Annotated in this window: 2 protein-coding genes and 1 tRNA gene; all 3 read left to right on the top strand. The window is 68.2% G+C overall.

The genetic code is table 11. The features are described 5' to 3' along the window. Positions 1-1,518: caspase family protein (locus K0M70_RS05160; protein WP_290780180.1), on the top strand; the 1,518-nt coding region annotated here is incomplete at its 5' end. Between the two features lie 70 nt (positions 1,519-1,588). Continuing rightward, positions 1,589-1,678 (top strand) — tRNA-Ser (locus tag K0M70_RS05155). A gap of 129 nt (positions 1,679-1,807) precedes the next feature. After that, complete coding sequence (locus K0M70_RS05150; protein WP_290780177.1) at positions 1,808-2,212, top strand: DUF6165 family protein; 405 nt, start codon at positions 1,808-1,810, stop codon at positions 2,210-2,212. The last annotated feature ends 10 nt before the right edge of the window (positions 2,213-2,222 follow it).

Raw genomic sequence — 2,222 nt, 5'->3', positions numbered from 1 at the left:
GGGGCCGCGCTGAATCTCTTTCGCGTGGCGTCCGGTATCCAGGAAGAACTGCTTTACGCGTCGGTGGTGCAGGTGCAGATCAGCGCGCGCGACGAAAAGATCACCGGGCTGCAGCAGCAGGTGCAGGAAGGCGAAGAGGAGTCGGCCCAGCTGCGCGACCAGGTCCAGAAGCTCCAGCGCGAACTGCAGCAGCGGCGCGGAGCTTTGGAAGCGGCGCGGCGCGAGCTGTCGTCCACCCAGGAAAAGCTGGCCCAGGCCCGCCGGCAGCAGGACGACGATCTGACCCGGCTGCTCGAGAACCAGCTGCTGGCGCAGGAAGAGCAGATCAACAGCCAGCGCACGCAGCTGGCCTCGCTGGAGCAGCGCGCAGGTGGGGCGGGTGCCGCCGGCGGTGTGTATGCGGCCGCGCCCATGCTGGAAATCCTCGATCCGATATTCGTCGCCACCCGTGGCCGCAACACGGCCGTGTACCGCGGCGGCCCCGGCATGCGCCAGGTGGTCGGCCGGGTCACTTCCCCGCAGCTGGTCAGCGCCATCACCGTCAACGGCAAGCCGGCGCCGCTCAGCGCCAGCGGCGGGTTCACCGCGCAGGTTGAAGTGCCCGCCGGCGGCGCGCAGGTCAGCGTCGCCGCCACCGACCGCAAGGGCTCGCGCGCGGAGCTGGCCTTTACGCTGCTGCCGCAGGCGGCGTCGTCGCCGGTCGCCGGCAGCGCCCCGTCCGGTGACGGCAGCCTGCCGCGCGGCGTGAAGCTGGGACGCTACTTCGCCGTGGTCATCGGCAACAACAGCTACCGTGACCCGGCCTACCCGGCGCTCAAGAGCGCGGCCAACGACGCCAATGCCGTGGCGGCGATGCTCAAGTCCCGCTACGGCTACCAGACCAGCCTTGTGCTCAACGGCGGTCGGCTGGAAATGCTCACGGCGTTGAACGAGATGCGCGAAAAGCTCAAGCCCGAGGACAACCTGCTGATTTACTACGCGGGCCATGGCGAGCTGGACGCCGGCGGCAAGGGCTACTGGGTGCCCAGCGACGGCGCCGCCAACGCCGAGCGGACTTGGATTTCCAATGCCGCCATCAGCGAAATCCTGGACACCATGCCGGCCCGCCACGTGCTGGTGGTGGCTGACTCGTGCTATTCGGGCACGATGACCCGCGCCTCGGCGCCCACCTTCGACGCCGGCACGATGGCGCCGGAAAAGTGGGCCAGCTGGGTCAAGACCATGTCCGATGGGCGGTCGCGAACGGCGCTCACGTCCGGCGGGGTGCAGCCGGTGCCCGACACGGGCACCGGGCGGCACAGCTACTTCGCCCGGGCCTTCCTGAACGTGCTGCAGGACAACAATGGCCTGATCGAGGCCCAGCGGGTGTTCCGCGAGGTGTCCACGTCCCTGGCCCTGGGGGCGATGGATTCGCCGGTTCCCCAGGTGCCCGAGTACGCCCCGATCCGGTTCGCGGGCCACGAAAGCGGCGGGTTCTTCTTCATGCCGCGGGGCGCGGCCCCCTCGACGGGACCCTGAGGCTGGCGGATCGGCCGAAGGCGACCTATAATTCGCGGCCCCGGTGGTGCGACCGCTGCACCGGGGCTTCGGAGAGGTGGCAGAGTGGTCGAATGTACCTGACTCGAAATCAGGCGTTGGTGTGAGCCAACCGTGGGTTCGAATCCCACCCTCTCCGCCATATCAAATGAAACGGGCCCTGTCGGGCCCTTTTTATTTCAAGCCTGCCGCGGCTTGCGCCGGCTTGCCGGGGTCTCGGTCGGCCGCACGGACCGGGGTAAACTGACGGCATTGAGCCGAGGATCCGCCCATGTCCGAAATCCAAGCCCCCGTTTCCTTTGGCGAGCTGCTCGACAAGATCGCCATCCTGCAGATCAAGTCCGAGCGCATGACCGACCCGGCCAAGCTGGCCAACGTGCGCAACGAGCTCAATGCGCTCGAGTCCACCTGGATGGCGCACCCGGCGGCCCGTGCCGACATCGCCCGCCTGCGCCTGGACCTCAAGGCCGTCAACGAGCGCCTGTGGGTGATCGAGGACGACATTCGCCTCAAGGAGAAGGCCCAGGCCTTCGATGCGGAGTTCATCGCGCTGGCGCGCGCCGTGTACTTCGAGAACGACGAGCGCGCGCGCATCAAGAAAAGCATCAACCTCGCGCTGGGGTCGGCCTACGTGGAAGAGAAGTCCTACCAGGACTACCGCGCCGGCAGTCCCTGAGGCGCGCGCC

It is taken from the genome of Arenimonas sp., from assembly GCF_019459675.1.
Taxonomy (GTDB): Bacteria; Pseudomonadota; Gammaproteobacteria; order Xanthomonadales; family Xanthomonadaceae; genus Arenimonas.
The sequence above is the reverse complement of the archived record's forward strand: the minus strand, read 5'-3'. Positions and strand labels throughout refer to the sequence as shown.